This is a genomic window from Syntrophus buswellii (assembly GCF_046097065.1).
GTDB lineage: Bacteria > Desulfobacterota > Syntrophia > Syntrophales > Syntrophaceae > Syntrophus > Syntrophus buswellii.
In genome coordinates, this window is record NZ_CP175563.1 from 520562 (window position 1) to 547071 (window position 26510).

General features: G+C 50.5%; 38 protein-coding genes and 1 pseudogene. All 39 read left to right on the forward strand.

Annotation, left to right across the window (positions count from 1 at the left end):
* The first annotated feature begins 25 nt into the window (after positions 1 to 25).
* The gene (rpoC, locus tag ACJ77P_RS02340) at positions 26 to 4171 is read left to right on the forward strand and encodes a DNA-directed RNA polymerase subunit beta' (protein WP_408998885.1); all 4146 of its coding nucleotides are present in this window, start codon (positions 26 to 28) and stop codon (positions 4169 to 4171) included.
* Positions 4172 to 4234: 63 nt separating this feature from the next.
* Entirely contained in the window at positions 4235 to 4606 is a 372-nt protein-coding gene (gene rpsL, locus ACJ77P_RS02345; protein ID WP_093882013.1) for a 30S ribosomal protein S12, read from the forward strand.
* Between the two features lie 15 nt (positions 4607 to 4621).
* Entirely contained in the window at positions 4622 to 5092 is a 471-nt protein-coding gene (gene rpsG, locus ACJ77P_RS02350; protein ID WP_367360687.1) for a 30S ribosomal protein S7, read from the forward strand.
* Positions 5093 to 5234: 142 nt separating this feature from the next.
* Positions 5235 to 6428, forward strand: coding sequence for an elongation factor Tu (gene tuf / locus ACJ77P_RS02355; RefSeq protein ID WP_408998886.1), 1194 nt, complete (start codon positions 5235 to 5237; stop codon positions 6426 to 6428).
* 45 nt (positions 6429 to 6473) lie between these two features.
* Positions 6474 to 6782 carry a 30S ribosomal protein S10 gene (gene rpsJ, locus ACJ77P_RS02360; protein WP_093882010.1) on the forward strand — a complete coding sequence of 103 codons (309 nt, stop codon included), beginning with the start codon at positions 6474 to 6476 and terminating at the stop codon, positions 6780 to 6782.
* A 101-nt stretch (positions 6783 to 6883) separates the two neighbouring features.
* On the forward strand, positions 6884 to 7513 hold the full coding sequence (gene rplC / locus ACJ77P_RS02365; protein WP_367360685.1) for a 50S ribosomal protein L3: 630 nt from the start codon (positions 6884 to 6886) through the stop codon (positions 7511 to 7513).
* Positions 7514 to 7540: 27 nt separating this feature from the next.
* Complete coding sequence (rplD, locus tag ACJ77P_RS02370) at positions 7541 to 8164, forward strand: 50S ribosomal protein L4 (RefSeq protein ID WP_367360684.1); 624 nt, start codon at positions 7541 to 7543, stop codon at positions 8162 to 8164.
* Positions 8164 to 8448, forward strand: coding sequence for a 50S ribosomal protein L23 (rplW, locus tag ACJ77P_RS02375; protein WP_367360766.1), 285 nt, complete (start codon positions 8164 to 8166; stop codon positions 8446 to 8448). The genes rplD and rplW overlap by 1 nt, the downstream gene beginning before the upstream one ends.
* Positions 8449 to 8465: 17 nt before the next feature.
* Positions 8466 to 9287, forward strand: a complete 822-nt coding sequence (rplB, locus tag ACJ77P_RS02380; protein WP_367360683.1) for a 50S ribosomal protein L2 — start codon at positions 8466 to 8468, stop codon at positions 9285 to 9287.
* Positions 9288 to 9290: 3 nt separating this feature from the next.
* Positions 9291 to 9572, forward strand: a complete 282-nt coding sequence (gene rpsS, locus ACJ77P_RS02385; RefSeq protein WP_367360682.1) for a 30S ribosomal protein S19 — start codon at positions 9291 to 9293, stop codon at positions 9570 to 9572.
* 54 nt (positions 9573 to 9626) lie between these two features.
* On the forward strand, positions 9627 to 9959 hold the full coding sequence (rplV, locus tag ACJ77P_RS02390) for a 50S ribosomal protein L22 (protein WP_408998887.1): 333 nt from the start codon (positions 9627 to 9629) through the stop codon (positions 9957 to 9959).
* Positions 9960 to 9977: 18 nt separating this feature from the next.
* Positions 9978 to 10628: a 30S ribosomal protein S3 gene (gene rpsC, locus ACJ77P_RS02395; RefSeq protein WP_367360680.1), complete on the forward strand. Its 651-nt coding sequence runs from the start codon at positions 9978 to 9980 to the stop codon at positions 10626 to 10628.
* A gap of 55 nt (positions 10629 to 10683) precedes the next feature.
* The gene (gene rplP, locus ACJ77P_RS02400; protein ID WP_367360679.1) at positions 10684 to 11106 is read left to right on the forward strand and encodes a 50S ribosomal protein L16; all 423 of its coding nucleotides are present in this window, start codon (positions 10684 to 10686) and stop codon (positions 11104 to 11106) included.
* Entirely contained in the window at positions 11096 to 11293 is a 198-nt protein-coding gene (rpmC, locus tag ACJ77P_RS02405) for a 50S ribosomal protein L29 (RefSeq protein WP_367360678.1), read from the forward strand. Before rplP ends, rpmC begins: the two co-directional genes overlap by 11 nt.
* Positions 11290 to 11547, forward strand: a complete 258-nt coding sequence (gene rpsQ / locus ACJ77P_RS02410) for a 30S ribosomal protein S17 (protein ID WP_367360677.1) — start codon at positions 11290 to 11292, stop codon at positions 11545 to 11547. Before rpmC ends, rpsQ begins: the two co-directional genes overlap by 4 nt.
* A gap of 34 nt (positions 11548 to 11581) precedes the next feature.
* Positions 11582 to 11950, forward strand: a complete 369-nt coding sequence (gene rplN, locus ACJ77P_RS02415; protein WP_367360676.1) for a 50S ribosomal protein L14 — start codon at positions 11582 to 11584, stop codon at positions 11948 to 11950.
* Positions 11951 to 12019: 69 nt separating this feature from the next.
* Complete coding sequence (rplX, locus tag ACJ77P_RS02420; RefSeq protein WP_367360675.1) at positions 12020 to 12340, forward strand: 50S ribosomal protein L24; 321 nt, start codon at positions 12020 to 12022, stop codon at positions 12338 to 12340.
* An 11-nt stretch (positions 12341 to 12351) separates the two neighbouring features.
* Positions 12352 to 12891 carry a 50S ribosomal protein L5 gene (rplE, locus tag ACJ77P_RS02425; RefSeq protein WP_367360674.1) on the forward strand — a complete coding sequence of 180 codons (540 nt, stop codon included), beginning with the start codon at positions 12352 to 12354 and terminating at the stop codon, positions 12889 to 12891.
* 40 nt (positions 12892 to 12931) lie between these two features.
* The gene (locus ACJ77P_RS02430; protein WP_367360673.1) at positions 12932 to 13117 is read left to right on the forward strand and encodes a type Z 30S ribosomal protein S14; all 186 of its coding nucleotides are present in this window, start codon (positions 12932 to 12934) and stop codon (positions 13115 to 13117) included.
* Positions 13118 to 13141: 24 nt separating this feature from the next.
* On the forward strand, positions 13142 to 13543 hold the full coding sequence (rpsH, locus tag ACJ77P_RS02435; protein ID WP_367360672.1) for a 30S ribosomal protein S8: 402 nt from the start codon (positions 13142 to 13144) through the stop codon (positions 13541 to 13543).
* 54 nt (positions 13544 to 13597) lie between these two features.
* Positions 13598 to 14137 carry a 50S ribosomal protein L6 gene (gene rplF / locus ACJ77P_RS02440; protein WP_367360671.1) on the forward strand — a complete coding sequence of 180 codons (540 nt, stop codon included), beginning with the start codon at positions 13598 to 13600 and terminating at the stop codon, positions 14135 to 14137.
* Between the two features lie 52 nt (positions 14138 to 14189).
* On the forward strand, positions 14190 to 14555 hold the full coding sequence (gene rplR / locus ACJ77P_RS02445) for a 50S ribosomal protein L18 (RefSeq protein ID WP_367360670.1): 366 nt from the start codon (positions 14190 to 14192) through the stop codon (positions 14553 to 14555).
* Positions 14556 to 14596: 41 nt separating this feature from the next.
* Positions 14597 to 15091 carry a 30S ribosomal protein S5 gene (gene rpsE, locus ACJ77P_RS02450; protein ID WP_367360669.1) on the forward strand — a complete coding sequence of 165 codons (495 nt, stop codon included), beginning with the start codon at positions 14597 to 14599 and terminating at the stop codon, positions 15089 to 15091.
* A gap of 18 nt (positions 15092 to 15109) precedes the next feature.
* Positions 15110 to 15304, forward strand: coding sequence for a 50S ribosomal protein L30 (gene rpmD, locus ACJ77P_RS02455; protein ID WP_367360668.1), 195 nt, complete (start codon positions 15110 to 15112; stop codon positions 15302 to 15304).
* Positions 15304 to 15747, forward strand: a complete 444-nt coding sequence (gene rplO / locus ACJ77P_RS02460; RefSeq protein WP_367360667.1) for a 50S ribosomal protein L15 — start codon at positions 15304 to 15306, stop codon at positions 15745 to 15747. The genes rpmD and rplO overlap by 1 nt, the downstream gene beginning before the upstream one ends.
* Before the next feature lies 1 nt (position 15748).
* Positions 15749 to 17056 carry a preprotein translocase subunit SecY gene (gene secY, locus ACJ77P_RS02465; protein ID WP_367360666.1) on the forward strand — a complete coding sequence of 436 codons (1308 nt, stop codon included), beginning with the start codon at positions 15749 to 15751 and terminating at the stop codon, positions 17054 to 17056.
* A gap of 34 nt (positions 17057 to 17090) precedes the next feature.
* A complete protein-coding gene (map, locus tag ACJ77P_RS02470) occupies positions 17091 to 17840 on the forward strand; it encodes a type I methionyl aminopeptidase (protein WP_367360665.1) in 750 nt (249 codons plus the stop codon).
* A gap of 110 nt (positions 17841 to 17950) precedes the next feature.
* A complete protein-coding gene (gene infA / locus ACJ77P_RS02475) occupies positions 17951 to 18169 on the forward strand; it encodes a translation initiation factor IF-1 (RefSeq protein ID WP_093881988.1) in 219 nt (72 codons plus the stop codon).
* A gap of 92 nt (positions 18170 to 18261) precedes the next feature.
* The gene (gene rpmJ, locus ACJ77P_RS02480; RefSeq protein WP_367360664.1) at positions 18262 to 18375 is read left to right on the forward strand and encodes a 50S ribosomal protein L36; all 114 of its coding nucleotides are present in this window, start codon (positions 18262 to 18264) and stop codon (positions 18373 to 18375) included.
* Positions 18376 to 18406: 31 nt separating this feature from the next.
* Complete coding sequence (gene rpsM, locus ACJ77P_RS02485; protein WP_367360663.1) at positions 18407 to 18775, forward strand: 30S ribosomal protein S13; 369 nt, start codon at positions 18407 to 18409, stop codon at positions 18773 to 18775.
* 40 nt (positions 18776 to 18815) lie between these two features.
* Positions 18816 to 19208, forward strand: a complete 393-nt coding sequence (gene rpsK, locus ACJ77P_RS02490; RefSeq protein ID WP_093881985.1) for a 30S ribosomal protein S11 — start codon at positions 18816 to 18818, stop codon at positions 19206 to 19208.
* 91 nt (positions 19209 to 19299) lie between these two features.
* The gene (rpsD, locus tag ACJ77P_RS02495) at positions 19300 to 19929 is read left to right on the forward strand and encodes a 30S ribosomal protein S4 (RefSeq protein WP_367360662.1); all 630 of its coding nucleotides are present in this window, start codon (positions 19300 to 19302) and stop codon (positions 19927 to 19929) included.
* Positions 19930 to 19989: 60 nt separating this feature from the next.
* Positions 19990 to 21021: a DNA-directed RNA polymerase subunit alpha gene (locus tag ACJ77P_RS02500; protein ID WP_367360661.1), complete on the forward strand. Its 1032-nt coding sequence runs from the start codon at positions 19990 to 19992 to the stop codon at positions 21019 to 21021.
* A 27-nt stretch (positions 21022 to 21048) separates the two neighbouring features.
* A pseudogene (gene rplQ / locus ACJ77P_RS02505) lies at positions 21049 to 21396 on the forward strand (50S ribosomal protein L17); the annotation flags it as partial.
* Positions 21397 to 21501: 105 nt separating this feature from the next.
* On the forward strand, positions 21502 to 21762 hold the full coding sequence (locus tag ACJ77P_RS02510; RefSeq protein WP_367360660.1) for an EF-Tu/IF-2/RF-3 family GTPase: 261 nt from the start codon (positions 21502 to 21504) through the stop codon (positions 21760 to 21762).
* 117 nt (positions 21763 to 21879) lie between these two features.
* Positions 21880 to 23181 carry a bifunctional folylpolyglutamate synthase/dihydrofolate synthase gene (locus ACJ77P_RS02515; protein ID WP_408998888.1) on the forward strand — a complete coding sequence of 434 codons (1302 nt, stop codon included), beginning with the start codon at positions 21880 to 21882 and terminating at the stop codon, positions 23179 to 23181.
* A 61-nt stretch (positions 23182 to 23242) separates the two neighbouring features.
* Entirely contained in the window at positions 23243 to 25426 is a 2184-nt protein-coding gene (locus tag ACJ77P_RS02520) for an LPS-assembly protein LptD (RefSeq protein WP_367360658.1), read from the forward strand.
* Positions 25427 to 25574: 148 nt separating this feature from the next.
* On the forward strand, positions 25575 to 26003 hold the full coding sequence (gene rplM, locus ACJ77P_RS02525; protein ID WP_367360657.1) for a 50S ribosomal protein L13: 429 nt from the start codon (positions 25575 to 25577) through the stop codon (positions 26001 to 26003).
* Between the two features lie 63 nt (positions 26004 to 26066).
* A complete protein-coding gene (gene rpsI, locus ACJ77P_RS02530; protein ID WP_367360656.1) occupies positions 26067 to 26459 on the forward strand; it encodes a 30S ribosomal protein S9 in 393 nt (130 codons plus the stop codon).
* The last annotated feature ends 51 nt before the right edge of the window (positions 26460 to 26510 follow it).

The following is a 26510-nucleotide window of genomic DNA, read 5'->3' on the forward strand; positions in this document are numbered from 1 at the left end:
TTACATATAACCGGGAGTAAAAACTGTGGAAGATGTTTTCAGCTATTTTGAAAAACCAAAAGATCCGATCCGTTTTAACGCAATAAAGATATCCATTGCTTCACCGGACAAGATTCTGTCCTGGTCTTTCGGTGAGGTCAAGAAACCCGAAACGATCAATTATCGAACGTTCAAGCCAGAGCGTGACGGGCTCTTCTGCGCGAAGATTTTCGGTCCCGTCAAGGATTATGAATGCCTCTGCGGACGTTACAAGCGGATGAAGCACAGGGGCGTGGTCTGTGAAAAGTGCGGCGTAGAAGTCATCAAGTCGAAGGTCCGGCGTGAGCGCATGGGGCACATTACCCTGGCTACGCCGGTTGCCCATATCTGGTTCCTCAAAAGCCTTCCCAGCCGGATCGGAAATGTTCTTGATCTGACCCTGAAGGAGTTGGAGCGGATCCTCTATTTCGAATCATGGATTGTTCTGGATCCCAAAAACACGCCGTTGAGAAAAAAAGAGCTGCTCTCCGATGAAGAATACAATGATTACCGGGAGCAGTACGGTGCGGACGCCTTCCAGGCGGGCATCGGAGCGGAGGCTGTCCGAAGGCTGCTCGAAGAAGTGAACCTGGATGTGATGGACGTGGAGTTGCGTGAGGAGTTGAAGACCGCTTCTTCGGATACAAAGAGGAAGAAAGTCATCAAGAGATTGAAGGTCATCGAAGCCCTCCGCAAATCGGGGAACCGCCCGGAGTGGATGATTCTGACCGTTCTGCCCGTTATTCCGCCGGACCTGCGACCCCTGGTCCCCCTGGACGGCGGTCGTTTTGCCACCTCGGATTTGAATGACCTTTACCGCCGGGTCATCAACCGGAATAACCGGCTGAAGCGTTTACAGGAGCTCAACGCGCCCGAAATCATCATTCGAAACGAAAAAAGAATGCTCCAGGAAGCCGTGGACGTTCTTTTTGACAACGGCAGAAGGGGCCGGGCCATCACGGGAACGAACAAGCGGCCTTTGAAGTCCCTGTCCGACATGCTCAAGGGGAAGCAGGGGCGCTTCCGCCAGAATCTCCTGGGAAAACGCGTTGATTATTCCGGCCGTTCCGTGATCACCGTCGGTCCGGATCTGCGGTTGCACCAGTGCGGATTGCCGAAGAAAATGGCTCTCGAACTCTTTAAGCCCTTCGTTTACAACCGATTGCAGGAGAAGGGCTATGTGACGACCGTCAAGAGCGCCAAGAAAATGGTGGAGCGCGAGACGGCTGAGGTGTGGGATGCCTTGGATGAGGTTGTCCGTGAATATCCGGTCATGCTGAATCGTGCTCCGACACTCCACCGGCTGGGGCTTCAGGCATTCGAGCCGGTCCTGATCGAGGGAAAGGCGATCCAGCTGCATCCCCTCGTCTGCACGGCCTTCAACGCCGATTTCGACGGTGACCAGATGGCCGTTCACGTGCCCCTGTCCATCGAGGCCCAGACGGAGGCGCGGGTGCTCATGATGTCCACAAACAACATTCTTTCACCGGCCAATGGAAAGCCGATCATCATCCCCAGCCAGGATATCGTCCTGGGGATCTATTATCTGACCCGGGCGAAGGAAGATGCCACGGGCGATGGAATGACCTTTTCCGATCCGGAGGAAGTCCGCTCCGCCTATGACGCAGGGGCTCTGGAATTACACGCAAGAATAAAGGCGCGGATCAACGGGGAATTAAAGCAGACCACCGTGGGCCGGGTCCTTCTGTATGATATCATACCGCAGGACATCTCCTTTGATGTCATCAACAAGGTGATGAACAAGAAGGAACTGGCCAATCTGATCGACTACTGCTACCGGACCTGCGGGGAGAAAGTGACGGTTATCCTTGCCGATCGGTTGAAGGACCTTGGCTACAAATATTCAACCCATTCAGGGATGTCTTTTGCCGTCAGGAACCTGAACATCCCGGGAAACAAGAGGGATATTCTCAGCCGCGCGGACCGCGATGTCCTGGAGATCCAGAAGCAGTACATGGACGGCTTGATTACGGACGGCGAGCGGTACAACAAGGTCATCGATATCTGGGCCCAGGCTACGGAAAAAATCGCTTCGGAAATGATGGGAGGGATTGAAACAGAGGAGCAGCTTACGACAGACGGAAAAAAAGTCATCGAGAGCTTCAATCCGATTTACATGATGGCTGATTCCGGAGCACGGGGAAGCAACGCGCAGATCCGGCAGTTGGCCGGTATGCGCGGGTTGATGGCAAAGCCCTCCGGAGAAATCATTGAAACGCCGATTACGGCCAATTTCCGGGAAGGATTGACCGTCCTTCAATATTTCATTTCAACCCACGGCGCCAGGAAGGGCCTTGCCGATACGGCGCTGAAAACGGCGAACTCCGGCTACCTGACGAGGCGGCTCGTCGATGTCGCCCAGGATTGCATCATCACCCAGCATGATTGCGGAACGGTGGACGGCATTTCCGTCTCCGCCCTGATGGAGGGCGGAGAAATCATCGAGACGGCGGGTGAGCGGGTCCTCGGACGCGTGGCCTTGGAAGAGATCCTGGATCCCTTCACGGGTGAAGTCCTCGTGGGGGCCAACCAGGAAATTGATGAGGCCCTCTCAGAAAAGATAGACCGGGCGGGCATCGAGGGTGTGAACATTCGCTCGGTTCTGACCTGCAAAGCCAAATACGGCGTCTGCGCAAAATGTTACGGCAGGGACCTGGGGCACGGACACCTGGTCAACATTGGAGAGGCCGTTGGAATAATTGCAGCGCAGTCCATCGGAGAGCCGGGGACTCAGCTGACCATGAGAACCTTTCATATCGGCGGTACGGCGAAATTTGAGGAGCATTCAACCCTGGATTCGCGCCATGACGGAGGTGTGAAATATGTGGATCTCAATTATGTTACCAGTAAGACGGGTGATTTGGTCGTCATGAGCCGCCACGGAGAAATTCATGTTCTTGATGAGCACATGAGGAGCCGGGGAAAGTATACCGTGCCCTACGGCGCTCACCTTAAAGTGCTGGATGGCGCTTCCGTCAAGAGGGGGGATCGCATGGCGGAGTGGGATCCTTTCTCCATTCCCATTCTTGCAGAGGTGGACGGGACGATCAAATTCGGCGACATCATAGAGGGAAAGACGATGCAGGAGCAGGTTGATGAAGTGACCGGCCTTTCCCGGAAAGTAATCGTTGAGTTCAAGGGCGCAGACCTCAGACCCCGGGTGTCCATCAAGGACGCCAAGGGAAGAACAGCCAAGGTGCCGGGAATCAGTGCCGCGGCCAGGCATCTTCTTTCCGTGGGCGTGAACATTGTCGTGTCCGAGGGGGATGAGGTTAAAGCCGGCGATATTATCGCGAAAATTCCTCGAGAAACCACCAAGACCAAGGACATCACCGGCGGTCTTCCGAGGGTCGCCGAGCTCTTTGAAGCGCGTAAACCCAAGGATTTCGCCGTTATCAGTGAGATCGACGGGGTGGTGTCCTATGGAAAGGATGCAAAGGGGAAACGGAAAGTCATCGTCATTCCGGAAATCGGCGAGGAGAAGGAATATCTCATTCCCAAGGGGAAGCATGTCAGCGTCCAGGAAGGCGACCGGGTCATTGCAGGGGAGCCCCTGATGAGCGGCGTAAACAATCCCCATGACCTTCTGATGATCAAGGGAGAGAAGGCGCTGGCCCGCTATCTTGTCGATGAGGTGCAGGAAGTCTACCGGTTGCAGGGAGTGAAGATCAATGACAAGCATATGGAAGTGATCGTGCGCCAGATGCTGCGGCGGGTAAAGGTCATCGATCCAGGAGACACTCCCTTTATGGCAGACGAGCAGGTCGAGAAGTTCCGGTTCCAGGAAGAAAATGAAAAGGCCATTTCGCGGGGTGAGCGCCCCGCTGTTGGTGAGCCCATCCTTCTGGGCATAACCAAGGCCTCCCTGAGCACGCAGAGCTTCATCTCCGCCGCATCGTTCCAGGAGACGACACGGGTTCTGACCGAGGCGAGCCTGGCGGGCAAGGTGGACTATCTCCGTGGACTGAAGGAAAATGTCATCATGGGCAGGCTCATTCCTGCAGGGACGGGTCTTGTCATGTATCGGAAGCTCGGCATAAAAACCGCTGCCGACGATGCAGTCGAATCCGCTGAAATCGAAGAGAATGATCAAGGTGGCGAGAAATCTCTTGACATGCACGCAACGAATTGATAGTTAACCAAACTTTTCTTAGTCAAATTATTTTTGCTTGAAGTACAGTTTACTGGAGGGGTAATGCCTACGATTAATCAGTTGGTTCGCAATGGGAGATTGCGGGCTGCAAAAAAAGCATCAACGCCGGCTCTGGCAGGGTCTCCGCAGAGGCGCGGGGTATGTGTCCGGGTATACACGTCGACACCCAAAAAGCCCAATTCCGCGTTGAGGAAAGTGGCCAGGGTCCGCCTGACCAGCGGCTATGAAGTGACTTCTTACATCCCGGGGATCGGCCATAACCTTCAGGAGCATTCCGTCGTGCTGGTTCGCGGTGGGCGTGTCAAAGATCTTCCCGGTGTGAGATATCATATTGTCCGCGGGACCCTTGACGCGGTCGGCGTTCAGGACAGAAAACAGGGGAGATCAAAATACGGGGCTAAAAAGCCAAGTTAGAACGGGGTTCTGATTATGCCAAGAAGAAGAGAGATTGCGAAAAGGGTGATCCTGCCGGATCCGAAATACAAGAATGTCCTCGTGGCAAAGTTCGTCAACAACCTTCTGAAGAAGGGGAAGAAGAGCGTTGCCGAGTCCATCCTTTACGGTGCTTTTGATATCATCGAGAAAAAGGCGAAGGAATCCCCCGTGGAGCTGTTTGAAAGGGCCGTCAACAATGTGAAACCCGTCATTGAAGTCAAGTCGCGGCGGGTGGGAGGATCGACGTATCAGGTCCCCACAGAGGTGGCGTCATCGCGAAGAGTTGCCCTTGCCATCCGCTGGATCATCTCCAACGCGACCGACCGGTCTGAAAAAACGATGAGGGAAAAACTGGCCGGTGAATTTATGGATGCAGCCAATAACCGGGGCGGGTCAATCAAAAAGAGAGAAAGCGTGCATAAAATGGCAGAGGCGAATAAGGCTTTTGCCCACTACCGCTTCTAGATATTTGCAGAAGGCTGATGTCGATCAGCCTTTCGTTGATGCAGGAACCGGAAAACATCTTTGGGCTTCGCAGCAGGCGGGACCTGAAGGATCAAGGATGATACTTATTCAAGAGAATTATAAAGATTAAGGAGGTCGGAGGATGGCTAAGAAGAAATTTGAAAGGACAAAGCCGCACTTGAATATTGGAACCATTGGACATGTCGATCACGGAAAAACCACTTTGACGGCAGCGATCACAAAGTGGCTTGCAAAAGAAGGCTTAGCCGAATTCCGGGCCTTTGATTCCATCGACAATGCGCCGGAAGAAAAAGAAAGAGGCGTTACGATCAACATCTCCCATGTGGAATATCAGACGGACAAACGCCACTACGCCCATGTGGACTGTCCGGGGCACGCCGACTATATCAAGAACATGATTTCCGGTGCGGCTCACATGGACGGGACGATTCTCGTGGTTGCCGCTTCAGACGGCCCCATGCCGCAGACCCGTGAACATATCCTTCTTGCAAGGCAGGTGCAGGTTCCCTACATCGTGGTTTACATGAACAAGGTAGACCTCGTCGATGACCCGGAGCTTCTTGATCTCGTTGAGCTGGAGTTGAGGGAACTGCTGAACGAATATGAATTTCCCGGAGATGACATTCCCATTATCCGAGGGTCGGCGCTGAAGGCCCTGGAAAGCGAAAGTGCGGAAGATCCCGACGTGAAATCCATCTATGAACTGATGGACGCCGTCGATAATTATATCCCTGAGCCGGAACGCGCTCTGGATAAACCATTTCTCATGCCTGTCGGGGATGTCTTTACCATTTCCGGTCGTGGAACCGTTGTCACGGGAAGAGTGGACCGGGGAATCGTCAAAACCGGTGAGGAAGTTGAAATCGTCGGGATCCGTACGACACAGAAGACCGTTTGCACAGGCGTGGAGATGTTCCGCAAGACCCTGGATGAGGGAAGAGCCGGTGACGATGTCGGCTTGCTGCTGCGCGGCATCAAGCGGGAGGATGTTGAAAGAGGCCAGGTTGTCGCCAAACCGGGTTCCATTACCCCGCATACGAAGTTCATGGCTCAGGTGTACGTTCTGACCAAGGAGGAAGGCGGTCGGCATACCCCGTTCTTCACAGGCTATCGTCCGCAGTTCTATTTCAGGACCACCGATGTGACCGGTGTGGCGAAGCTCCCTGAGGGTGTCGAGATGGTTATGCCTGGCGACAATGTGGAGATGGAAGTGACCCTGATCACGCCTATTGCCATGGAAGAGCAGCTGCGGTTTGCCATCCGGGAGGGTGGAAGAACCGTCGGTGCCGGCGTTGTCAGTAAGGTCATTGAATAAGCAATTGAATGAAATACTTGATGAGATATTGGGTCGAACGAGGACATGAAAGATCAGAAAATTAGGATTCGTCTAAGAGCGTACGATTATAAATTACTTGATCGTTCGGTAGAGGAGATTGTGGAGACAGCGAGGCGTACAGGCGCTCGAGTGGCGGGCCCTGTGCCGCTTCCGACGGAGATCAACAAGTACTGTGTGAATCGTTCCCCGCATGTCGACAAGAAATCAAGAGAGCAGTTTGAGATAAGAACGCACAAACGATTGATTGACATTATAGAGCCAACGCAATCAACGGTGGATGCCTTGATGAAACTGGATTTGTCGGCTGGCGTAGATGTGGAAATAAAGGCTTAGATTCCAAGCAGGCGGTGGACGGGACTCTCCGGACAGGCGGTATCGTTGGTAGTCGGGCAACAAACGTTTAAAAAATACACGTAGATGATAAAGTGGATCTGATGAAAAAGATGATCATTGGCAGAAAAATCGGGATGATGCAGGTATTTGCCGAGGATGGGGCTGCCGTTCCGGTGACGGTCGTTGAAGTTGAACCATCGGTGGTTACTCAGAAAAAAACGGTCGATACAGACGGGTATGACGCGGTTCAACTTGGTTATGGCAGAATGAAGCAGAACAAGGTGACGAAGCCGTTACAGGGTCATTTTAACAAGGCGAACAAGGGATATTTCCGCGTCTTGAAGGAAATGCGTTCAGACTCGATCGATGACTATGAATTGGGTCAGGAAATTACGGTGGAGGCGTTCAGCGTCGGCGAGAGCGTGGATATAACGGGAACAACCAAGGGAAAAGGGTTCGCCGGGGTCATCAAACGCCACGGTTTTGGTGGAGGAAGGGCGACGCATGGGTCGATGTTTCATCGGGCCCCTGGATCCATAGGCGCCAGCGCGTACCCGTCGCGGGTTCTTAAAGGCAAAAAGCTGCCCGGGCAAATGGGCAACAAGCAGAAGACGGTGAAGAATCTTATGATCTGGAGCATCCGCTCTGAAAAGAACCTGATCATGATCAAAGGAGCCGTGCCCGGTGCGCGAAACGGCTATCTATTCATAAAACAGTCTGCAAAGGCGTGAATGTTTGCTATTTGAGGGGAATTGAAGATGTTGGTTGCTGAAGTATTTGACATAAGTAAAAATAAAGTGTCTGAGATCGAGCTTGATGATGCCGTGTTTGGTGCCGAAGTTAATGATGCGGTGATTTATGACGTGGTGAGAATGCAGATGGCGTCACGGCGCTTGGGTACGGCAGCGACCAAAGGTAGAAGTGATGTGAGTGGTGGCGGTAAGAAGCCTTGGCGGCAAAAGGGTACCGGGCGGGCGCGGGCGGGAACGAGCCGGTCACCCATCTGGCGGGGCGGAGGAATCGTCTTCGGGCCATTGCCGAGAGAATATAAGCATAAAGTTTCCAAGAAGGTGCGAAAGAGTGCGTTGCGGTCCGTACTGACCATGAAGTATCAGGGGCAGAAGCTGGTCGTCCTGAAGGAGTTCCCGCTGGAAGAGATAAAGACCAAGAAGTTTCAGGAAGTCGTTGATCGGTTTGGATTGAGGAAAGCCTTGTTTGTAACGGACGAGCGCAATGAGGTCCTGGAAAAATCTTCCAGAAATATAGAAGGGATCAAGATGATAAGGTCCGAAGGCATTAATGTTTATGATGTCCTGAATCATGAGCACCTTGTCATTCTGGAGCCGGCAGTCAAGAAATTGGAAGGGGCGCTGCTGTCATGATGGAAATGCATTCGATTATTAAGAGAATGTTGGTTACTGAAAAAAGCACCATCGAAAAGGAAGAAAAAAATAAGTATTTCTTTGAAGTGGATCCCAGGGCGAACAAGATAGAGATTCGCAGGGCCGCGGAGAAACTTCTGAAGGTGGTCGTTGATGACGTGCATGTCATAAATGTTAAGGGCAAGAAGAAAAGAATGGGCCGGACGATGGGGAAGAGAAAAGACTGGAAAAAGGCGGTCGTAACGCTTGCCCCGGGAAATTCGATTGACATATACGGTGTATAGAGAAGGGATAGAGACGGATGGCGATCAGAAAATATAAACCAACCTCACCAGGGAGAAGATATCAGACCTGCTCGACGTTTGAAGAGATTACATCGGATTCACCGCAAAAGAGTCTTCTGAAAACAATTAAAAAGACAGGCGGTCGAAACAATTTAGGACGAATAACGAGCAGACACGTTGGTGGCGGGCATAAGCGGCGCTATCGATTCGTCGATTTCAAACGGGAAAAGCTGGATGTGCCCGGCAGAATCGCGTCGATAGAGTATGATCCGAACCGGTCCGCCAGGATCGCCTTGGTCAACTACGAAGATGGAGAAAAGCGCTATATTCTTGCCCCGGCAAAAGTCGAACTTGGAGAAAAGGTTTTAAGCGGCGAGAAGGCGGATATAAAAGCAGGCAATGCCCTGCCCTTGAAAAACATTCCCCTTGGATCTCTTATCCACAACATAGAATTGAAGGTGGGGAAGGGCGGTCAGCTCATAAGAAGCGCCGGAACGTATGGGCAGTTAATGGCGAAAGAAGGAAATTACGCTCAAGTAAGACTGCCCTCGGGTGAAGTGAGAAAAATCTTCATCAATTGCCGTGCCACCATTGGTCAGGTCGGAAACAACGATCATGAAAATATCAGCATCGGAAAAGCGGGACGGACACGATGGAGCGGTAAAAGACCCAAGGTCCGGGGTGTGGTCATGAATCCGGTTGATCATCCGATGGGTGGCGGTGAAGGAAGGTCTTCCGGGGGAAGGCATCCGTGCACTCCCTGGGGCATACCAACAAAGGGGCATAAAACGCGAACCAATAAGGATACAGATAAATACATCGTAAAGAGAAGGGGATAGGCAGTGGCACGATCAATCAAAAAAGGTCCGTTTGTTGATGAAAAGCTTCTTGATAAGGTCAGTAAGGCTGTTGCTTCAGGGAATAAAAATGTCATTAAAACCTGGTCGCGCCGGTCAACAATAACCCCTGATTTGATAGGAATTACCTTTGCGGTGCACAACGGAAAGAAATTTATACCGGTCTTCGTGACAGAAAACATGGTCGGCCATAAACTGGGTGAGTTTGCACCCACGAGGATATTCTTCAGTCATGCAGGTGACAGAAAATCGAAAGTGCGGAAATAGGAAATTGGTTATTTTGACAGAACCGACAAAGAAAAGATCATAGAGACGGAAAATATGGAAGCGAGAGCAGTAGCAAAATATATAAGAATGTCACCCCAGAAGGCGAGGCTGGTTGTGGATCTGATCCGCGGCAAAAGGGTGGAAGATGCAAGGGAGATTCTGACCTATTCTCAGAAGCGGTCCGGCGAAATTGTGGGAAAGGTTCTAAAATCGGCGGTTGCGAATGCTACACAGAATCCGAACATAGACGAGAAAATTCTCTTCGTGAAGGAAGTGCTCGTCGATCAGGGACCATCATTGAAGAGATGGCGCGCCAGGGCCCAGGGCCGAGCTGCATCAATCAAAAAAAGGATGAGTCATATTACCGTTATACTTGACGAAAAGTAACGAGTGGGAGGTGCTAGATTGGGGCAGAAGGTTAATCCTGTCGGTCTGAGGCTGGGAATCAACAAGAACTGGAATTCCAGGTGGTATGCCGATAAGAATTATCGGGAGATGCTGTATGAGGATCTGGCAATCCGCCGGTATCTCAAGAAGAAGCTTTATCACGCGGGCATTTCCCATATTGACATCGAAAGAGCGGTCAATAAGGCCAAGGTAAATATATATGCGGCGCGCCCCGGGATCATCATCGGGAAAAAGGGTGCCGAGATTGAAAAGCTGAAAAAAGACCTTGAGAACGTATCGACGAGCGAGATCATCATCAATATCCTTGAAGTACGGAAACCCGAGATTGATGCGCAGCTTGTCGCCGAAAATATTGCAATGCAGCTGGAGAGAAGAGTCGCCTTTCGAAGGGCCATGAAAAAGTGCGTCCTCACCGCGCTGAAATTCGGTGCGAAGGGTATTCGGGTCAGTTGTTCGGGAAGATTGGGAGGGGCTGAGATGTCACGGACCGAATGGTACCGCGAAGGAAGAGTCCCGTTGCATACACTGAGGGCGGATATCGATAGCGGCTTCACGGAAGCGAAGACGGCCTACGGACAGATCGGCATCAAGGTCCTGATCTTTCACGGAGAAGTCCTGCCGGGGAAGAAGGAACTGGAACGGCCATAGGATCCGCCAAGTTCTAACATAAAACCATGCAGAAAAGAACAGAGGGATAAGTTCCATGTTAATGCCAAAAAGAGTTAAATATCGAAAGCTGCAGAGAGGACGCAGAACAGGAACTGCAACACGTGGCAGCAAAGTATCCTTTGGAGATTACGGACTTCAAGCCGAGGAATGCGGCTGGATTACGGCTAGGCAGATTGAAGCGGCCAGAATTGCCATCACGCGTCATGTCCGCAGAGGCGGAAAGATATGGATACGGATATTTCCTCATAAATCGATAACTAAGAAACCAGCCGAAACGAGAATGGGAAAAGGAAAGGGTGCGCCGGAGGAATGGGTGGCGGTCGTCAAGCCGGGAACGGTGCTCTATGAGATGCAGGGAGTTTCAAAGGATGTGGCAAGGGAAGCTTTCCGGCTTGCATCACATAAACTTCCAATAGGAACGAGGTTTCTTGCTAGGGAGTTGTCAGATGAAGGCTAAGGAATGGAGAGACAAAAGCCTTGATGAAATAAGGCAGAAGAAGAACGAGCTGGTTGAGGAGCTTTTTAACCTGAGAATGCGCAGTGCTTCAGGGCAACTTGAATCTACGGCTGCATTCGGAAAGATCAAGAAGGATATCGCCCGGGCAAAAACGATATTGCGGGAAAAGGGGGTTAAGGAGCATTGAAAGAACGGGGTAAGAACAGAACAATCAAAGGGGTTGTCGTCAGTAACAAGATGGACAAAACCATCGTCATTCGAGCCGAGCGCCTTGTGAAGCATGCTGTTTTTCATAAATACACAAAAAGGCACACAAAATACCTTGCTCATGATGAAAGAAATGAATGTCAGGTGGGAGATACCGTGATCATCATGGAGTCGCGCCCGCTCAGCAGATTGAAGAGATGGAGAATGCTCAATATCGTCGAAAAGGCGAAGTAGATAGAAAATACGGGAAGGTTGATGGAGTCGCGTTATGATACAGATGCAAACGGTGCTTAATGTGGCCGATAATTCCGGTGCTAAGAAAGTCGCCTGCATTAAAGTGCTAGGGGGCTCGAAACGAAGGTATGCCGGCGTGGGTGACGTCATAGTTGTGGCTGTAAAGGAAGCCATGCCGAATTCGAAGGTCAAGAAAGGCGATGTCATGAAAGCCGTCATCGTTCGAACGGCAAAAGAGGTCAGACGTCCGGATGGATCTTATTTGAAGTTCGATGACAATTCTGCCGTTCTGATCAGCAACCAGATGGAGCCCATTGGAACAAGAATATTCGGCCCCGTAGCAAGGGAACTCAGGGCCAGGCAATTTATGAAGATTATATCACTGGCGCCGGAAGTGCTCTGAAACTCGGGATCTTGAAATTGCGCTGTTGATGATAGGCATAACCGCGGACGAGAAGATGGAGAATAGGAAATGCAAGTGAAGCATTTGAAAAAAGGCGACCTGGTCAAGGTCATCGCAGGAAAGGAAAAGGGGAAAACCGGAAAAGTCCTGACGGTGCTCAAGGATAATAACAGGGTCGTTATAGAAAAGCTTAACATGATAAAAAGGCACCAGAAAGCCAATGCAATGGGAAAAGGCGGCATCGTGGAGAAGGAGGGGCCGATTCACGCATCGAATGTAAGCATTCTGTGCGGAAAGTGTAACAAGGAAACAAGGATCGGCATCAAGATTTTCGAGGACGGGAAGAGAGTTCGGATTTGCAAAAAATGCAGTGAAATATTGGATGTGTAGGTAGTGGAGACATGGCGAGATTAAAGGAGTATTATAAAAAAGAAGTCGTTCCTGCTCTGATTTCACAGTTCGGATACAGCAATCCCATGCAGGTTCCGGTGATGAAGAAGATTGTGGTAAACATGGGGCTGGGTGAGGCGATACAGAACGTGAAGATTCTTGATACAGCAACCGGGGAGCTGGAACTGATTACGGGTCAGAAGGCTGTTATTACGAAAGCCAAGAAGTCGATTGCTACGTTCAAACTGAGAAAGGGCATGTCCATCGGATGCAGAGTCACGTTGAGGCGTGAGCGAATGTATGAGTTTTTCGATCGGTTCATTAACGTGGCCCTTCCGCGGATTCGCGATTTCCGTGGGGTATCCCCCAATACGTTCGACGGCCGTGGAAATTTTTCGATCGGTGTAAAAGAGCAGATCATCTTTCCTGAAATTGAATACGATAAAATAGAAAAAATTCGAGGAATGAATATCGCCATCGTGACGAATGCCGCCACAGATGAGGAAGCAAGGGCACTTTTGAAGCATATGGGAGTTCCTTTCAGAAGTTAAAGAAAACAGCTAGGGAAGAGAAATAACCGGAGGAGTCGGAGTGGCAAAAAAATCCTTGATAGCGAAGGCAAAAAGAGAGCCGAAATATTCTGTGAGAACCTACAATAGATGTGCGATATGCGGCAGGCCAAGGGCATATTACAGGAAATTTGGTATGTGCAGGATATGTTTGAGGCAGTTATCGTCAAAAGGCGAAATTCCCGGCGTGATTAAATCCAGCTGGTAGTCAATATATTTAAGGAGTAGGTATATGGGGATGACCGATCCGATCGCAGATATGCTCACAAGGATAAGAAATGCAAATCGAGCACGTTTCAAGAGTGTCGAGGTGCTGCATTCAGGGATCAATCTGAACATAGTGAAAGTGTTAAAGAAAGCCGGGTATATTGGCGGATATGACATCAAAAAGAACGAGAAGGGCTTCGACGTTCTTAATGTCTATCTGAAATATCCCGACAGCAAGACGACCATCATTCAAGACATCCAGAGGGTCAGCAAACCAAGCAGACGGATCTATGTCAAGCGGGATAAGATTCCAAAGGTGCTCAACGGATACGGTGTCGCCATCATATCCACATCGAAGGGTGTGATTACAGACAAAGAGGCCAGGGAAAAGAACGTCGGTGGCGAAGTGCTCTGCAAGGTCTGGTAGGAAGCATAGGAGTTGGTGATAGGGTAGCAGAAGGATAACGACAGGAGAGTTATCATGTCAAGAATTGGTAAAAAACCGATAGAACTGCCGGCGAAGGTAACATGTGAGCGCACGGTAAACACAATAAAAGTTACCGGTCCGCGCGGTGAATTGGCGGCCATTATACCGGAACGGATCGATGTTGTCATGGAGCCCGGGAAGGTCGTGGTGAACAGGCCTTCAAACAGCAGGCAGGACCGGGCGTATCACGGACTGGTAAGAACCCTGATACAGAATATGGTTACTGGTGTGAATACCGGTTATGAGAAGAATCTTGAGATCGTGGGTGTTGGATACAAGGCGGAGGCGGACGGGAAAAATCTTAAATTGACCATCGGCTTTTCGAGTCCTGTAATCTATACCGTGCCCGAGGGGATCGATTTCAGGATCGAAAAGCAGACAGCGATTATCCTGTCCGGAATCGACAAGGAGCAGGTGGGAAAGGTTGCTGCTGACATCCGCAGAATTAAAAAACCCGAACCCTATAAGGGAAAGGGAATCAAATATGCCGGTGAGGTAGTAAGACGCAAGGTCGGGAAATCTGTAGGGGCATGACGTCTAAAGTAAAACAATACAATTTATATCGGTAATACGGCGAGGTAGAAAGTTGGCGTCGAAAAAAGTTCAGGAAATCAGGAAGAAGAGAAAATCTCGGGTTCGTGCAAAGATCAGCGGTACGACCGAGAGACCGAGGCTGGCAGTCTTCAGGAGCGCGAAGCATATTTACGTGCAAGCCGTGGACGACAATGTAGGGAAAACGATTGCGCAGGCCTCTACAATTAATGAAGAAGTAAAGAGCAAGGTGCTTGAAGCGAAAAAGGTGGACGCGGCCAAAGAGGTTGGACGGGAAATATCCAGGAAACTTCAGGCTATGGGGATACAAGAGGCCGTGTTTGACCGCTCATGCTACCTGTATCATGGAAGAGTGAAGGCATTAGCTGACGGTGCCAGGGAAGAAGGGTTAAAATTTTAGAACAAAAATTCATTTTCTATTCATCTTGAAGGGATTGATCATTGGATAAGAAAGATTTCGGTGAAGTTGAATTTCTGGACAGGGTCATCGCGATCAACAGGACTGCGAAGGTCGTGAAAGGTGGAAGGCGATTTCGATTCAGTGCGATTGTCGTTGTGGGTGACGGCAACGGGTCTGTCGGCGCCGGCTTGGGAAAGGCGCACGAGGTTCCTGAAGCCATCAGAAAAGGCATGGAGCAGGCCAAAAAAAGCATGACGAGAATCGAAGTCGAAAGAGGGACCATACCCTACGAAGTGATTGGCAAATTCGGGGCGGGGCGCGTGCTTCTGAAACCGGCATCCGAAGGAACCGGGTTGATTGCGGGTGGAGCCGTCAGGGCAGTGCTGGAAGTAGCCGGAATCCGAAATATCCTTACAAAATGCTTAGGCTCTCACAATCCGCATAACCTTGTTAAGGCAACTCTTGAGGGACTGCGTCGATTGGACAGCCCGGAAAGGATTGCTTCTCTGCGCGGCAGGACCGTAGCGGAACTATAGAATTAAGGGGACGGTACATTGACTAGGAAACTGAAGATAACGCTCAAGAAAAGTATGATCGGGAGACCTTCCAAGCAGAGGGATATCCTTAGGGGCATGGGACTTTTGAAGATCAACAAGGCGGTCATCCTCAAGGACAGTCCTGAAATAAGAGGTATGGTGAACAAGGTGAGTCATCTTGTGATTTGCGAGGAACTTGAGGGAGGGGAATAATGGATCTCAGTCAATTAGCGCCGCCTGCGGGTTCGAGGAAAAAGAAGAAGAGAGTCGGCAGAGGAAACGGTTCCGGACACGGCGGGACAGCCTGTAAAGGCCACAAAGGCCAGAATTCAAGGTCCGGCGGTGGTGTCAGAGACGGATTCGAAGGCGGACAGATGCCCTTGACGCGGCGTTTGCCAAAAAGGGGATTCCGGAGCAGGCTCTGCAAGGATATCGCTACGCTCAATCTTGATAAGCTGAATGTCTTTGAGACCGGCATGGTCATCGATGTGGATCAGCTGAGGAAAAGCGGGCTGATTAAGAATTCCGCGAAAAACGTCAAGATTCTTGGATGCGGAGAAGTTGATCATCCTTTGACGGTGAAAATAGCGATGATCAGTACAGGGGCACGAACGAAGATTGAAGCGGCAGGTGGATCGGTTATCGAGGTAGTCTGATTTGATAGACGGCTTAAGAAATATCAATAAAATACCGGAGCTACAAAAGAGAATTCTCTATACGCTTTTGATGCTGTTCGTATATCGAGTCGGGGCGCATATTCCAACTCCCGGAATAGATACGGCGGCGTTGATGGCCTTTTTCGAGCAGGCAAAGGGATCGCTGCTGGGGCTCTTTGACATGTTTGCCGGCGGAGCGTTGAGTAACCTGTCCGTCTTTGCCCTCGGGATCATGCCGTACATCAGTGCTTCCATTATTCTTCAACTCCTTACCGTGGCCATTCCTCATCTCGAGCGGCTGTCAAAGGAAGGCGAGGCGGGCCGAAGAAAGATCACCCAGTACACCCGGTATGGAACCGTCGGACTGAGCATCATCCAGGGATTTGGAATATCCGTCGGACTGGAGAACATGGCCGGTCCCACGGGGGTGTCAATCGTTCTTCAGCCCGGCTGGGGATTCCGGTTAATGACCGTATTGACCTTGACGGCCGGTACGGCGTTTTTGATGTGGCTCGGAGAACAGATTACCGAAAAGGGTATAGGAAACGGCATCTCCCTGATCATCTTCGCCGGCATCGTCTGTCGGGGACCGGAAGCGATCATCAATACGTTCCGTCTCTTATCGACGGGTGAGATGGGGTTTTTCCTGATCATTATCCTGATTGTCATGATGATCAGCGTCGTAGGGACCATCGTGTTCGTTGAAAGCGGGCAGAGACGAATTCCCGTGCAATATGCCAAGAGGGTTGTAGGTAGGAAAGTATACGGAGGCCAGTCGACGCACCTGCCTCTGAAAGTGAATACGGCAGGGGTCATTCCGCCGATCTTCGCCTCTTCCATCATCATGTTTCCCGCCACGATCGCGAATTTTATCCCGCATCCGTGGATGAAGGCCGTGGCGGATGCATTAATTCCGGGAAGAATAGGCTATGAACTTTTATATGTGGGATTTATCGTCTTTTTTTGCTATTTTTACACAGCTGTAACATTCAATCCCACCGATGTAGCCGAAAATATGAGAAAGTACGGCGGATATGTCCCGGGAATCCGACCCGGGAAGAAAACGGCGGAATACATAGACGATGTCTTGACCCGGTTGACGTTCAGTGGCGCCATTTACGTGTCTGCCGTGTGCGTCCTGCCAAGCATCCTGATCGCGTATTTCAACGTACCCTTCTATTTCGGAGGTACGGCGCTGCTGATTGTCGTGGGCGTTGCTCTGGACACGGCAGGCCAATTGGAAACGCATCTCCTCACGAGGCAGTATGAGGGATTCCTGAAGAAGGGCAAGATCGCGAGAAGAAGGTAGCGGAGTCGGTCTTGGCAGCCGCGTGAACGGATCAATGGTTATTATCAAGGCGCCTGAAGAGATTGAGAAGATAAGGACAAGCAGCAGGATTGCGGCCGAGGTCTTGAAGGAACTGGAAAGTCTGGTGGAGCCTGGCATCAGAACCATGGAGCTCGAGCAGTATGCCGAGGCACTGGCCGCCCGGAAAAAGGTGCGCCCGGCATTTAAAGGCTACAACGGATTTCCCTTCGGGTTGTGCGTTTCCGTGAATGAGGAGGTTGTTCATGGGATGCCCTCGAAACGTGTCCTGAGAGAAGGGGATATTGTCAGCCTCGACTACGGTGTCTTTTGCAACGGGTATTATGGAGATACAGCGATTACGGTGCCGGTTGGCAAGATCTCTGAGGAATCGTCGAAGCTGCTGAAGGCGACCAGGGAAGGTCTCTATCGAGGCATTGACGAGACGAAGGAAGGAAATCGTCTAGGAGACATTTCGGCGGCCATACAAAATTACGTCGAGAGCGCCGGTTTTTCCGTAGTGAGAGATTATGTAGGACACGGCATCGGCAAAAGCCTGCATGAGGATCCCCAGGTTCCTAATTACGGCATCAAAGGCAGGGGAATGCTGCTGAAAAAAGGGATGGTCCTTGCGATTGAACCAATGGTAAATGCCGGTAAATTCCAGATAAAAGTTTTAAAGGACCATTGGACTGTCGTGACGGAGGACGGTAAAAATTCTGCTCACTTTGAACACACCGTTGCGATAACGGATAAGGGACCGGAAATATTAAGCTACGTAAACTGAACGGCCGTTCTCAGCTTGGCGGCTGGCAAAGGGTGAGTCAGAATCAGGGATCCGCATGAACGCGGATTTGTGAACTTTCGTAGCGATTTAGAAACAGGATAGGATAGGTTATGGCCAAGGAAGAACCCATAGAAGTAGAGGGGCGCGTGATCGAACCCCTGCCGAACGCGATGTTCAGGGTGGAGTTGGAGAATGGCCATCGTGTTCTGGCTCACATTTCCGGTAAAATGAGGATGCATTTCATAAAAATTTTGCCCGGCGATAAAGTGACCGTGGAGTTGTCCCCTTACGATTTGACAAGGGGGAGAATCGTCTATCGGACAAAATAAAAAAGCAGGCGGAGAAAAGCTCTCTGCTTGTCAGGCGCATCAACGTCCTGGGGCAATAAATAATATTCAGATAGAGGGGTGGAATTAACATCGTGAAAGTAAGATCATCTGTCAAAAAAATCTGCGATAAGTGCAAGATCATCAAAAGGCGCGGACTGCTGAGAGTTATCTGCGAAAATCCAAAGCATAAGCAGCGGCAGGGATAGCATATCGAATTTGTGAGCAGGAGGAAATCCGGTGGCAAGAATTGCAGGAGTAGATTTACCAAAAAATAAAAGAATCGAAATAGCGTTAACATACATCTATGGAATTGGCCGGACCAAGGCCAAGGAAATACTGGATATGGCGGAAATCAGCTATGATACCAAGAGTGATGAGCTTGCTGATTCTGAAATCAATGCTATCAGGAATATTATCGACAGGGACCACAAAGTGGAGGGAGATCTGAGAAGAGAGATTTCCATGTCGATTAAGAGACTCATGGATGTGGGGGCATACAGAGGCCTTCGTCATCGTAAGGGGCTACCCGTAAGAGGACAGAGAACTCATACCAATGCGAGGACACGCAAAGGTCCGAGACGAGCCATTGCCGGAAAGAAAAAATAAACCATAAATAGAATACAAAAGAATTGGACAGGGGAAGGAAATGGCAAAGCAAGTCAGAAAGACAGGCAAGAAGAAGGAAAAAAAGAATATTCCCGAGGGAATTGCGCATATACAGTCCACTTTCAATAACACGATCATAACCATTACCGATCCGGTGGGCAACGTGATCGCGTGGTCGTCTTCCGGAATGCAGGGGTTTAAAGGATCGAGGAAAAGCACACCCTTTGCCGCTCAGATGGCTGCTGAAGACTGCGTCAAAAAAGCGAAAGAGCACGGTTTGAGAAAGGTGCAGGTTTATGTGAAGGGCCCTGGCTCCGGTCGTGAATCTGCGTTGCGTTCACTGCAGGCTGCCGGGTTGACCATATCCCTGATTCGAGATGTAACTCCGATTCCGCACAACGGTTGTCGTCCCCCGAAGAGACGAAGAGTCTAAGATCTCTGTACCACAGATGTATTTGCAGAAAACTAGTCGATTAAATCAATAAATATAAATATGAAAGACATGATGGAAAAGGGAGGCATTCTTGGCAAGATATAAGGAATCCGTGTGCAGGCTGTGCCGTAGGGAAGGCTTGAAGCTCTTTCTCAAGGGAGACCGCTGTTATGGTGAAAAGTGTGCGTTTGAACGGAGAGGATACGCTCCTGGAGAGCACGGTCAGCTGAGAAGGAAACAGCAGTCGGACTATGGGGTGCAGTTGAGGGAGAAGCAGAAGCTCAAGAGGATGTACGGGCTGCTTGAAAAGCAGTTCAAGGGATACTTTGAAAAAGCCGACCGGAAAAAGGGAATAACAGGTACAAATCTTTTGCTTTATCTTGAGAGAAGGCTGGACAATATGGTTTATCGTCTGGGTTTCGCGAATTCAAGAAATGAAGCGAGACAGCTCGTCAGGCACAATCATTTCACCGTCAATGGGAAGAAGGTGAATATCCCTTCCTACCTGGTTGATATCGGGGACGCCATAGAAATTACAGAGGCAAGCAGAACCAACAATAAAATTATCGAAGCGATGGAAACTGTTGCGAGACGAGGAGTTCCGCAATGGCTTGAGCTGGAGCAGGAGAATTTCAAGGGAAAGGTAAAAATGTTCCCAACCCGCGAAGAATTGACGATGCCAATTCAAGAACAATTAGTCGTAGAGCTTTATTCAAAATAAAGCGTTGTGTATTCTGAATACGATGTCAGTTGTCAAGACCCGAAGGGTAGGGAATGAACAATGGTTAAAAATTGGTGCAGCTTAATCAGACCAAGAAGAATAGAAATTGACGAAAATACCCATACCAGGTTTTATGGGGAATTTGTCTGTCAACCGCTCGAAAGAGGCTTCGGCATCACCCTCGGTAATGCATTGAGAAGGGTATTGCTTTCCTCCATCCAGGGGGCAGCAATCGTTTCGGTAAAAATTGATAACGTTCTTCATGAATTCTCAACGGTTCCAGGGGTGAAGGAAGATGTGACCGACATCATCCTCAATCTTAAAGGGGTTCGGTTGAAGCTCTTCAGCGATGGTCCGAGAGTCATCAGAATCGATACAAAGAAGGAAGGCGTCATCACCGCGGCGGATATCATTACAGACGGTACGGTGGAAGTGCTGAACACAGACCATTATATCGCTTCGCGATCGGGTGAAATTCCCTTCCGAATGGAGATGGTCGTCAACATCGGAAGAGGCTATGTGCCTGCAAAAAAGGAACGGGATATCGACCAGCCGGAGGGGACAATCAATATTGACGCCCTGTATTCGCCCATAAAAAAGGTGAACTATACCGTAACGCATGCCCGTGTAGGGCAGGTGGCCGATTATGACAAGCTGTCTCTTGAGGTGTGGACGGATGGCGATGTGCTTCCTGAGGATGCCATAGCGCTGGCGGCGAAGATATTGAAGCAGCAGCTACAGGTCTTTGTTGGGTTGCATACGGTCATCGGCACTGAAGAGATTGAAGAGGAAGAGGAGACAATCAGCGAAAAGGAAAATCTCAACGATATCCTCCTGAGGCATGTGGAAGACCTGGAGCTGTCGGTAAGATCCGCCAACTGCCTTAAAAATGCTGGAATCAATCAGATCGGGGAACTCGTTCAGAAGAGTGAAGCCGAAATGCTCAAGACCAAGAATTTCGGCAGGAAGTCTCTGAGTGAAATCAAGGAAATACTTGCAGAGTATGGTTTGACCTTTGGAATGAAACTGGAGTTTCCCCCTTGGAATAAGGAACTGAGAGAAGAAACAGCCGAAATCCCAGAGGAAGGATAAACATTACGAAAAAGGGGTTAAGATCGTATGCGTCACGGGAAATCAGGAAGAAAATTAGGTAGAACATCGAGCCACCGGGCTGCCATGTTGAGAAATATGGTGACTTCCTTCTTGAAGTATGAATCTGTGAAGACAACAGATACAAGAGCGAAGGAATTACGGAAAATTGCAGAGAAGATGATCACCCTGGGGAAGCGGGGCGACGTGCATGCGAGACGGCAGGCGCTTGCCGTGATCCGGGATCGTGATGTAGTGGCGAAATTGTTCAATGAAATATCTCCGCGGTACCGCGAACGCTCCGGTGGATATACCCGGATCATTAAAATGGGATACCGTGAAGGGGATAACGCTCCGATCTCCATTATCGAGTGCGTTCGATAAGGCGGTGGGGTGCCAGAACCGTTAACGAGAGACCGAGCGTGGTGGCCAGGACTAAACAATGCTAGCTTTTTAAGATGTGCTGACGGAGGAGATTTCGTTATGGCAGAAGAAAAAGTCGGTGAAGTGGTCAAGTTTTTTGCAAAGCCGAGTGTTGCGGCGGTAAAAATAACGCAAGGTCAACTCAGCATCGGGGACACCATCAAGTACGTGGGGCACACAACGGATATTTCCGATACCGTTGAGTCCATTGAAGTGGACAACAAAAAGGTCGACAAAGCGGTTCCCGGCGATTTCATCGGGATCAAGGTATCCGGCCGCGTGCGTCCCGGTGACGAGGTTTTCAAGGTCACCTCCGATTAAGCAAGCTGCTTAAAAGCTGAAAAGTCAGAAGAAGCCATGGATGATTTGATTTCAAAAAGAAAAGTCCGTGGCTTTTTTGTTTTGAATCGGATTTGAAAGAAAGACCGGAATTGACGAATGGGCAAGAACAGCAGGCTCCCGATATTGCCGGATTTGAACTCGGATGTCGTTCACCTTGGCCTGGGGCCCATCACGCGCCTTCTCGAAAGAATCGGCAATCCGCAACGGGCATATCCCGCGGTTCTGATTGGAGGAACCAACGGAAAAGGGTCTGTTGCCGCCATTCTGTCATCTATCCTGGGGCACAGCGGGTTCAAAATCGGGACTTATACGTCTCCTCACCTGATCGACATCTGCGAGCGGATCAAAATCAACGATCGCCTGATTTCTGAAAAGAGAATGCAGGAGTGCATCGAGATCGTCCGCAGCTGTCTTGAAGAATCTCTGACGTATTTTGAATTTCTTACGGCGGCGGCATTCCTGTATTTCTTCCAGGAAAAGGTGGATGCTGCCGTTCTGGAAGTGGGCATGGGGGGGCGCCTTGATGCGACCAATGTGGTGGATCCAGAGGTATCCGTGATTACGAATGTTCATCAGGATCACCAGGACTACCTTGGCCGCCATCTGAAGGATATCGCCGCTGAAAAGGCGGGGATCATCAAGGAAAAGAGCGTCTGCGTGAGTGCTGCAAATCAGAGGGCGGTCCTTGGCATTCTGACGGAGGCGTGCCGGAAAAAGGGGATCCCCTTTTTCCGGCTGGGAAAGGAGATACGGATTCGATCGAAAGGGGCTGGAGCCTTTTCCTATTCAGGTATAGGCTGTAAGATCCCTCACCTTACCTGCCCGTTATCCGGTGCGCATCAGCTCAGGAATGCGGCTCTTGCCCTGGCTGCGGCGGAGCTCATGGCCATCAAGGGGCGAAGGGTAGATGAACAGGACATGCGTATGGGGCTGGCCGGGGCAAAATGGGAAGGGCGCCTGGAGATTCTCCAGGAGAGGCCCACCGTCCTCGTCGACGGGGCTCACAATCCGGCAGGGGCCAGTGCGCTCTGCGAAGCTCTTCGGAGCCGCCGCGGAGACAGGCGCCGGCTGCTCGTCTTCGGTGTTCTTGCTGATAAGGATTATCCCATGATGCTGAAAAAACTGCTGCCTTTTTTTCACCATGTCATTTTTACCAAGCCGAAGACAGGGCGAGCCGTGGACTTGGATCAGTTGGTCCCGATCGCAGGATATCATGGCCATGCGGCCGATGCCGTGGAGGACAGCCTGGAGGCACTGCAAAGAGCCCTGTCTCTTGCAGAAGAGGATGACCTGATCTGTGTCACCGGTTCACTTTATCTGGTCGGAGAAATCAAAAAGCGATATACGGAAACAGGCCGAAGCGACAGGAAGAATTCCTTGACAACAAGCGTAAACTGAACATTTGTCGGCGTTGAAGGTGAGAATGAGCCCGAATGGCGCGTCTTTCGGAATCAGGAATATGAAATTCAACCGTTATGCAGGTGGAACCGGGAGAATTCTTTTTTTAATTCTCCTGTTCCTGGCCCTCTTGCTTCCCGCGGAAGACCTTTCGGCAATGACCCGGAAGATTCAGGGACCGGTTAATATTGAATCGGATTTCTTGGATTACAGGAAGGATGAGGACACGTATTTTGCCAGGGGAAATGTGATCATCCGCTTTACCGACGGGGTTCTGGAAGCGGATCGTGTTTCCCTGAACAAGGCGACGAATGAAGCGTTGGCCGAAGGGCATGTCGTCCTGAAAAGCGGGGGGGATATTCTCCAAGGGGATACTCTTCGCTTCAATATAGAAACAAAAAGCGGGGCCACTGAAAATGGGCGGATTTTCATGGTACGCAACAATGTCTATTTGAAGGGGGCTCGCATCGAAAAGGAAGGGGAGGCGCATTACCGGATTTTTGACGGAAAAGTCACGACATGCGATGGAGAAATCCCGGAATGGAGCATCTCGGGCAAGGAAATGGCTGTGACGATCGACGGGTACGGGACCGTGAAACATGGGAAATTCAACGTTCTCGATCAGCCGATATTTTACACCCCCTATCTCATCTTCCCCGTTAAAACGACCCGGCAATCCGGTCTGCTGATGCCCACCCTCGCCTATTCACGGGATAAGCACGGCGTGGATGTTGAAGTTCCATTCTTCTGGGAAATCTCCAAGAACCTTGACGCGACCTTTTACCAGAGGTATATGTCCAAGCGCGGCTTCAAGGAAGGGGTGGAATTCCGTTACATGATCAGCCCGGATACCTATGGGACGTTTTATGCGGACTATCTGAATGACACCAAGGATATCAGGGAGACTTCCGGGTCCATCAAGCGTGACTGGCACTCTGATCAACAGCGTGGGTCCTTCTACTTCAACTCCCAGACCACCTTCAGCCCGGGCTTTTACCTGCGCACCGACATCAATAAAGTTTCCGACAACTGGTATTTCAAGGATTTCTCCTCTCAGAACTATTACAAGAGCAACTATTCCACCGATCCGATGCAGCGGTTCAGGAAGGTTTCCTTCGATGCCGACAAGGCCCTCAACTCCCTGGATTCCACGGTAAGGATGGTGAAGGATGAGGAACTTTACAATATTACGGCCCTGGCGCGCTATACCGATGATTTCAGGAGCCCGTCCAACGACGAAACCCTGCAGAAATATCCGGAAATCTCTCTTTATACCGTCAGGCGGCCTCTCCTGAAAACGCCTCTGTATGGAATGGTGAATGGGACCTACGATTATTTTTACCGGTCCGAGGGACAGAAGGGGCACCTGTACGATGTCCAGCCGGTGGTTACTCTTCCCGTCCGCCTGGGGCGTTATGCCCGGTTTGTTCCGGAATTCAGTGTGCAGCAGACAATCTGGGATCGGAATGACCATGATGAAGAGAACTCATCCGAGGGAACCCACCAGGGAGACCGCCAGGTCTATAGGATGGAGGCCAATCTGAATACGGAATTCTCCCGGATTTATTCTGTCGGGTGGAAGCTGTTCGACAAGCTAAGGCATGTGATCAAGCCGGAATTGACCTATGCGTATATTCCTGATCCCCATCAGGATGATGCCCCGGATTATGTGCAGCGGATTGATGAAACAAACGGGCTGACCTATGCACTGACCAACACACTGACGGCGAGGATGAAGGGCGAAGACGGGACAACCACATACAGGGAAATATTGAGATTCAAGGTGTTTCAGACCTATGAGATCGATAAGGTGGAGCATTATTACCATGAGGTCGGACAGCCCGAGGATGAGCACTTCCAGGATCTCAATATGGAACTCAATCTGGACCCCTGCTCCTTTCTCTCCTTTTCCGCACGCAACAGGCTGAACGTGAACAACGGGGAGTGGTGGAAAACGGACTACGATCTCGTGGTGAGGGACCAACGGGGAGATTCGGCCCATCTGCAGTATCGGTATACCGAAGATTTGGTGAAAGAAATCAATTTACGGGTCAACGCAAAATTGACTCGCGACCTGGACGCCCTGTTTACCATAAAGAGGAACGAACAGGACGGTAAAGATGTGGAAAAATCCGTGCTGATAAAATATCACAGACAGTGCTGGAGCGTTGATGTCGGCTTTGCAGACGAGGGTGACGACCAGCGTTTTCTTCTGTCCGTTTCCCTTTATGGCATTGGAAACTAAGTGCATTCAGGGATGAGGGAGTATCGGCGCTGGAAGGCGGGCTCTGGATGGAAAGGGAATAATATCGAAACCGATTCGGTTTTTCTCTTGACAAACATCCTGAAATTGCATAGGTAGTGCTTTTGAATTTTCAAGGATCGGTGTTTCTATGAAGACATATCAAGCGAAGGAATCTGAAGTTGTACGGGACTGGTATCTGATTGATGCCGAAGGGCAGGTGCTGGGAAGAATGGCCAGTGAAATTGCCAGGCGGCTTCGCGGTAAACATAAACCTGTTTACACGCCCCATACGGATACCGGTGATTTTATTGTTGTCGTCAATGCGGAGAAGATGGTCCTTACAGGCAACAAGCTTCGCGACAAAATGTACTATCATCATTCCGGATATCCCGGCGGATTGAAAGAGACTACCGCGGGCAAGATGATGAAGGAAAAGCCTGTTGAAGTGTTGAATATGGCCGTAAAGGGTATGCTTCCCAAAAATTCCCTGGGAAGGCGGATGTTGAAGAAGTTGAAGGTTTATGCCGGAAACGACCATCGCCACGAAGCGCAGTGTCCCAAGCTGCTTTCGCTGTAGGGACCGGGGATGGCTTCCCCGGCTTATGATTAATACTGTAAATTTGCGGATGTGGAGAATCGTATGTTAGAAAAACGCTATTATGCGACGGGGCGAAGGAAAAGCGCCATCGCGAGGGTCTATATGAAGGAAGGCAGCGGAGTGCTGACGATCAATAAACGGGGCTTTGATGATTATTTTCCGCGGGAAAGCCTGAAGATGCTCATTCGTCAGCCCTTTGAGGTTGTCGGAAAGCCCGATGCCTTTGACTGTTACGTCAATGTCAGAGGGGGCGGGATTGCCGGTCAGGCCGGAGCCGTGAAGCATGCCATTTCGAGGGCCCTTCAGGAGTATGACGCAGACCTGCGTTCCCCCCTTAAAAAAGCGGGTTTTCTGACGCGGGATCCTCGGGCGAAGGAGCGGAAGAAATACGGCCAGCCCGGTGCGCGGAAACGCTTCCAGTTTTCAAAGCGCTAAGAACGTTACAGAGGGGGCCATGGCCCCCTTTTTTTTGCTGTTCGAACATTC